Raw genomic sequence first — 6945 nt, 5'->3', positions numbered from 1 at the left:
GAACAGTTAAATGGTAGATGCACCCTGATAACTAACTCCCCTAGTTGGCTCAAACCGACTGGGGGATTTTTTATTGTTACCACTAACACACGTCGATGAGAATTTTATCCGGATTATAGTAGTTGCACTGAGAATAGTTAAGTAGTAGATGCACCCTGATAACTAACTCCCCTAGTTGGCTGCCACCACTAGGGGTTTTTTCTGGTTAATGCTGGCTACTCCCTGCGTCCTAATTTTATCCAGATTCTAGTGATTACCCTAAGCATAGTTAAGTAATAAGTGTACCTTAACAATCTACTCCCCTAGTTGGCTGACACCACTAGGGTTTTTTTGGTTAACCACTAGCTACATTTATGTAATAAATTTTAGCTGGATTGCAGTGTAAGCATTGAGAATACAAAAATTAGTAGATACACCCTGATAATGCACTCCCCGGGATGGCTACCAACATTAAAGATTTTTTCTGTTTAACTGCTAACCACCTCTTGTGTGACAATTTTATCCGGATCGGCTCAATTTCTGCGAGAACAGTTAAATGGTAGATGCACCCTGATAACTAACTCCCCTAGTTGGCTCAAACCGACTAGGTTTTTTAATTCTTACAAAAACAACAATATCCTTTTAGATAAATTTATCCTGAAGATTGTACTTAACATGGAAAAAATAAATTGGTAGAGACCCTGATAACTAACTCCCTTAGTCGATTTAGTAGCCTAGTACTTAGTAGGGATTTTTTCTGAGGAGATACTTTTGATTTAGCTACCCACTGATTAGATGCTGAGGAAAATATTATAACACAACAAATGTGTTATTAACATCAATGCTACTGTCCTACAAAATTAGTTTTTGATATTGCAGATCAGCGATCACTTAACCAAACTCAATTTTAATTAACTCTATCTTATCATTGTTTTTCTTAGCTCTCGATAGCCTTTCCCTGACTAAGTTTTACCCTTTTATAGGCTAGAAGGCTCATGCGATAGTTATTCCATTGTATATTTGCCAAAAATTTTAATAATTTTTCTATAGTTTTTCTTGGGGAATTACCACAACATAGCTTTATCTACCAGTTGGAAGGAGCTTTTAGTCTAGTAAGACGTTGCTTTGCTAGGCATGTTCCTTATTTAACATTGGTGGATAAATGTCTTCTCAGTTTTACACAACTTCTCGAGTCTCGCAACTTTTATGTTGCTACTTTTCTATATGCTTCAGCAATATGCTGATCTTGAATGTTTTATACTAGAATAGTTTGCCTATATCCAGAGAGTCGCAGGTCAGATGAATTTAGCGGTAATTAAGTTCTCCTCAGAAGAATGCGGCATTTGCCACAAAATGTCTTTTTATGACAAAAAAGTGGCTGAAGAACTGAGTTTGCAATTTATTGATGTCAAAATGCAGGATACAGCTACTTACCGCAAGTATCGCAAAATCTTGTTAACCCAATATCCTGATAAATCAGAGATGGGATGGCCTACTTACATTATCTGTGATTCTCCCGAAGGAGACTTTCAGATTATAGGTGAGGTCAAAGGAGGTCATCCCAAAGGAGAGTTTAGAAGTCGTTTACAAGAAGTTTTAAATTCCACAGCTAGTCAGAACTGACTACCTCAAAAGATTTTACTTCCAGGACAGGGCCAATCATGGCAGTAGTCATAACATCTTCACGCACCTGTCCTGTAACTTTTGCTTTTTGCCCTTCTTTGAGTAGTTTTTTGTCTACACTTCTAGGTATTTCATAAGTAACACCATCATCGGTAACTAATGCCCATGCACCAGTACCAATATCACGGTGTTGGATAGTGCCTGTAACTGTAGTGCTCATATTATTTCTGAGTGTTAAGTGCTGATTTTTAAAGGAATGAGGGAGATGAGGAGCAGTAATAATTGTTCACCTGTATCTCCCTGCTTCCCCTCTTAACTTAAGCTACTTGTCTTTCATTTTTCAACGCTAAACGAGCTAATCCATAACAGAGTAGGGCATTAGCTATCAGGAAGACACGTGCCAAGTAACTGCTGCCCAATCCCCAAACTGTAGGATCGTAAACTGCACTCACTGTTAAACACGCAGCTACACCAAGGGTTGAACCAATTGCAAACCATTTGCCGCTAGGATGTCCCAGCAGCAATGCAACCAGAACAATAGGAATGAGCACGCTGGCAAATAAAGGATTTAAAGCATTGGTTCCTTGGAGAGTGTTCCCTAATTCAGGAATGGAACTGCCCAAAAGCCGGAAAGGCCACTGAGGAAGGTCGAAAATATAGAATCCCTTGAGGAAGAATAGTCCAGAACTACCAGCAATTAAACCACTGGATAAAGACCAACTCCAAGTAAAGGGAAAGTAAACTCGTAAAAACCAAGCTAGTAGATATGAACCTACTACCATCAAAATCTTGGGTAATAGGGCTACAGCACCGCCATCAATCCAAAATCCAGGGTTGAGATAGCCGTTATCTCTTAACCAACGGAAGAAGTCAGAGAAACTAATTTGACCTTCAGTGGCAAGTTTCACTGCTGCTTCGGCATTGAGTTGCCCAGCACCATAGTAATTCAAACCATCGTCTTGGATAACTCGTGAAGATTGTTTGAGGACTTGCAAAACTTCATCGGGATCTGTAACGCCTTTAGCTTTGATGAGTGCAGCGACACCAGCAACGTGGGGAGATGCCATACTTGTACCTTGGAAGCCAAGAAACACTCCTTCACCCTTTTCGTTGATTGTCTCTTGCAGAATCTTACCAGCATCACTACCACCAGGGGCGGAGATATCTACCCCAGCACCAAAGTTAGAGTAAGGAGCTTTTTCTCCATCGGGGCCAAATGCCGAAACGCCGATGACATGAGGATAACGAGCTGGATAGCTGGCCCCATTAGCATTCTCATTACCAGCTGCTGCCACAATCACAACACCTTTATTGTGGGCATAGTTAATGGCTTCCTTCATTAACTGACTTTCACCGCCACCACCCAAGCTCATATTAATTACATCTGCGCCTTTATCGGCAGCAAATTTAATAGCTTCGGCAATATCGGCAACAGTCCCACCACCATAATCATTTAGGACTTTCAATGGCATGAGATTGGCTTCATAGGCAATGCCAGCTACACCATATTTGTTATTGGTAGCTTGAGCTATAGTACCTGCAACATGGGTGCCATGCCCGTTATCATCCGTGGCTTCTTCCCGATCGTTAACGAAATCGTAGCCTTTGACAAATTTCGTCTCATACAAGTCCCGGACGCGAGTAATACCAGTGTCGATGACAGCAACCGTAATGCCACTGCCTTTAGTTTGACTCCACGCGCCTTCAATGTTGATGTTGTGGAAGTTCCACTGCTTGCTGTAATACTGGTCGTTGGGGCCAGTTAATGAAGGGGTAACTTCCTCTTCATCTGCGTTGGGTTTTAAAAATTCTCCCAAAAAAGCAACTTCACCTGGTTGGGGAATCTTTTTGTAAATATAATTTGGCTCGATAAATTCTGTAGCTGACTTGAATTGCGATTTTTGCAGTTCTTTCAGCCGTTGGCGATCGCCTTTGATAATATACACATTATCTTTCGCCGAAAATTTATTATCCAATTGGGGTGTAACTTGATATTGTTGAGCGATCACTTGCAAATCTTTTTCTACTACCTCTTTGGGTATATCTTCCCGAAAATCAAGCAGAATCGTCTCAAACTCACCTTTGGCTGCCAGTCCCTGAAAATTTAGGAAACCAAACACAGCAGCCCCTAACCCAATGACAAACAAGCAAAATAATATAAGCCTTCTCATATAAACTCATCACCGCTTTTTGCCAGTTGCTCACTACCATAACTTATCTCTGTCCCTTGTTGGTGTATTTTGCACTTTAGTTAAAACTTTGTATCAGCACTCAGGACTGTTGAAACTATGGAACATGGTCTTTTATGGTTGCCTCTGTTAGTCATGTTTTTCTGGTTGGCTTGGCAAGGCTCAAAGGAGTATCAAAAAGTTGAGGCTTACCGCGCTTGGGCAGAGCAATTTGAACGCGCTAAATATGATATTTATGCAGTGTTAGGTCAAAAAGGCAACAATATAACTTGGGGAAAACCCACGCCAAAAGGACCGATCAAACTTGAAACCTTTTCTTTATTTGAGGTTCAAAAAATAAATCTTTTAGTAGATGACGGATTAGTAGAATTAAGTGAAGCACCAGAGAAAGGGCGTAAGATTGAATTACAATTTATCTTTCCCGAATCTGCTAACTCAGTCCGTGTTCCTTTTACAGAGATTCCTTTAGCAGTTGAATGGGGTAAGTATTTACAGGAAGCATTAAAAAATGTGCACTCAAAGAGCCATGATTCCTAGTTGCTCTCTGAAAAATAGGAATTAAGGTACTGGGGGTTGCCAAGATATTTTAAATATCTCAAGATGGCTGGTGATTGTGATAAGTGTTAACAGTCAGCTTAGCCAAAAGATTAATTTAGATGAACGCTGTTACAAACTCAAGGACACCTGTTGCATTAACCATTGCTGGCTCGGATAGTGGTGGTGGTGCGGGCATTCAAACTGATTTACGTACCTTTGCCTTTCACTGTGTTCATGGAACTAGTGCTATCACCTGCATCACGGCGCAAAATACTTTGGGAGTAACGCGAGTAGATGCGATACCAACTGAGGCTGTGGTGGCGCAAATTCAGGCAGTAGTTGAGGATATTGGAATACAAGCTGCGAAAACAGGAATGTTGCTCAACCAAGAAATTATCTTGGCTGTTGCTCAGCAAGTAAAGGCTTGGAAAATCGCTAACTTAGTAGTCGATCCAGTAATGGTGTCACGAACAGGAGCACAATTGATTGATGATGACGCAGTACAGACTCTGTGCCATGCGTTAATCCCCTTGGCAACTATTGTGACGCCAAACCGCTATGAAGCTCAAATTATGAGTGGATTATCGATTAATTCCCTTGATGATATGCGAGCAGCAGCCCAAATTATTCATCAAAAATTAGGGGCTAAAGCTGTTTTAGTTAAAGGTGGAGGTATGCAGGGAAATTTGCGCGGTGTTGATATCTGGTTTGATGGGCAAAAGTTAGAAACTTTGACAACCAAGCTAGTAGAGACAAAAAATACTCACGGTACTGGTTGTACTTTATCAGCTGCGATCGCAGCTAATCTGGCTCAGAAAAAAGACCTATTAACAGCAGTGCAGCAGGCCAAGGACTATGTTACAACTGCACTTACTTACGCCCTCGATATTGGTAAAGGACAAGGTCCTGTGGGACACTTCTTCCCTCTGCTGCGAAATTAACCTAGGCTGGAACTCGCCTTCATCGAATCGCTCAATCGCTGAAGCTATATTCAAATGGCAATGCAGTTTGAGATTGGTTATATGTACTTATTTCATAATGTAAATAAAAAGTCTTTGCTCTGTCAGCATTTTTCTATTATTCTTGGGCATAGTTTCAAGATTGATTATCTCTGTTACTATCTCTAAAACAATAAATTACTTTAATTTTTCATACCAAGCCACCTATGCAAGCAAGCACAAATCCCATTTACAACCATCCGCCTACACCAACGGCTCCAGCCTATCCCCCATCTGTACCACTGTCTGTCTATCGGGAATTAGGAGCTGAGTTACAAACAGCACAAGCAAAGTTAGATGCACTCACAGCTAAAAATCAGCAACTAACCCAAGAAAATCAACTGCTACGCCAAGAAATGACTAAACTCATTCAGTCTTGTTTACGATTGCAAAAGTTAGTGGATTTTTCAGCACAGCCACCTACTATGCCTAGCGACCCACCCCGTACATCCACTGAGAAGAAAACTGCCGCCCAACCAACCGCCGCAACAGTACGTCCACGTCAACAAGTTTCACGTCCGCGTCCACCTGCTGTCTCTGAAGTTCCACACAGTAAAAGCCGCCATTCACCAGTCTCTGTCCCTGCAATGGAAATGATGTCCCCGATACCGCACCCAGTTTTCATAGAAGAGCAGGAAGTGAGATATTATGGTTCTACTGAACCAGAGCCTAAAGAAGTCAGCGGCTGGTGGTTAGTGATTACCATTTTGTTAATTATGCTGGCTGCTTTTAGTGCTGGGTATTTAGTTGTGCGTCCCCTGTTTGAACATCAAAGTCGCTAGTCAAAACTCTTTGTGTTGCGGCTGTAATTTGAAGATTCTCGGACAATTTCCCTCTCAAAATCCCAAAGAAGTACTGAATCAGGGAATTTACCTATTTTTTATTTATAAAACATACATATTTCTATACTTAATGGATGGCGGTTTTCTGATGTCAGAATCTCACAGACTATTGAATGAGTAACACTTGGCGCTGCTAATTTCACAGCTGTTCCCACAGGTCATCTAAAGTCGTAAATTATTACAGATGTTTTTAAAATAGTTCTACTAGTTAAAGCGTCAGACAAGGGATCTGGTTAGATAGATAAACGAAGCTAGTAGAAGCAAGGAGTCCAATAAATGAAAAAAGTAGAAGCAATTATCCGCCCATTTAAGCTTGATGAAGTAAAAATTGCCTTGGTCAATGCTGGTATTGTCGGCATGACAGTTTCTGAAGTGAGAGGCTTTGGCAGACAAAAAGGTCAAACAGAACGCTATCGGGGTTCTGAGTACACCGTCGAGTTTCTGCAAAAACTCAAAGTAGAAATTGTTGTTGACGACAACCAAGTTGATATGGTGGTAGACAAAATTATTGCTGCTGCCCGCACTGGTGAAATTGGTGATGGTAAAATCTTCATCTCGCCTGTTGAGCAAGTTGTTCGGATTCGTACGGGAGAAAAGAATACAGAAGCAGTTTAAAACTTAAGGGCTGAGTTGTGAGTACTGAGTGGTAAGAGAAAAGAGTTTATAGAGTAAAGTTTTGGGTGTCTACCAGACGCTAAATGCCTCTATAGAGAGTTTTGAAGCTCAGAGGGTGACAACCTACCTATAAAGGTTGCTGCATAAGGGATAGGGCATAGA

At 41.1% G+C, this 6945-nt stretch carries 7 protein-coding genes; 5 read left to right on the top strand and 2 right to left on the bottom strand.

The features are described 5' to 3' along the window. Window positions 1–1278 precede the first annotated feature (1278 nt). Entirely contained in the window at window positions 1279–1602 is a 324-nt protein-coding gene (locus BV375_RS22800; protein WP_086764576.1) for a thioredoxin family protein, read from the top strand. Here BV375_RS22800 and BV375_RS22795 read toward each other — a convergent pair. After that, window positions 1589–1822, bottom strand: a complete 234-nt coding sequence (locus BV375_RS22795) for a hypothetical protein (RefSeq protein WP_086686881.1) — start codon at window positions 1820–1822, stop codon at window positions 1589–1591. The two genes, BV375_RS22800 and BV375_RS22795, sit on opposite strands and share 14 nt — an antisense overlap. Before the next feature lie 97 nt (window positions 1823–1919). Next, window positions 1920–3773 (bottom strand): S8 family peptidase, encoded by a 1854-nt coding sequence (locus tag BV375_RS22790; RefSeq protein ID WP_086764574.1) that lies wholly within the window; start codon window positions 3771–3773, stop codon window positions 1920–1922. Window positions 3774–3890: 117 nt separating this feature from the next. On the opposite strand from BV375_RS22790, the gene BV375_RS22785 reads away from it, so the two are divergent. From BV375_RS22785 to BV375_RS22770, 4 genes are all read left to right on the top strand, one after another. Further along, complete coding sequence (locus BV375_RS22785; protein ID WP_086764572.1) at window positions 3891–4328, top strand: hypothetical protein; 438 nt, start codon at window positions 3891–3893, stop codon at window positions 4326–4328. Between the two features lie 119 nt (window positions 4329–4447). Beyond that, complete coding sequence (gene thiD, locus BV375_RS22780; protein ID WP_086764569.1) at window positions 4448–5269, top strand: bifunctional hydroxymethylpyrimidine kinase/phosphomethylpyrimidine kinase; 822 nt, start codon at window positions 4448–4450, stop codon at window positions 5267–5269. 224 nt (window positions 5270–5493) lie between these two features. Further along, window positions 5494–6108, top strand: a complete 615-nt coding sequence (locus tag BV375_RS22775; protein WP_086764567.1) for a hypothetical protein — start codon at window positions 5494–5496, stop codon at window positions 6106–6108. A gap of 336 nt (window positions 6109–6444) precedes the next feature. After that, complete coding sequence (locus tag BV375_RS22770) at window positions 6445–6783, top strand: P-II family nitrogen regulator (protein WP_086686886.1); 339 nt, start codon at window positions 6445–6447, stop codon at window positions 6781–6783. The last annotated feature ends 162 nt before the right edge of the window (window positions 6784–6945 follow it).

The organism is Nostoc sp. 106C, from assembly GCF_002154725.1.
Classification (GTDB): domain Bacteria; phylum Cyanobacteriota; class Cyanobacteriia; order Cyanobacteriales; family Nostocaceae; genus Aulosira.
Note: the sequence above shows the minus strand (reverse complement) of the source record. Positions and strands in the feature narration are given on the sequence as shown.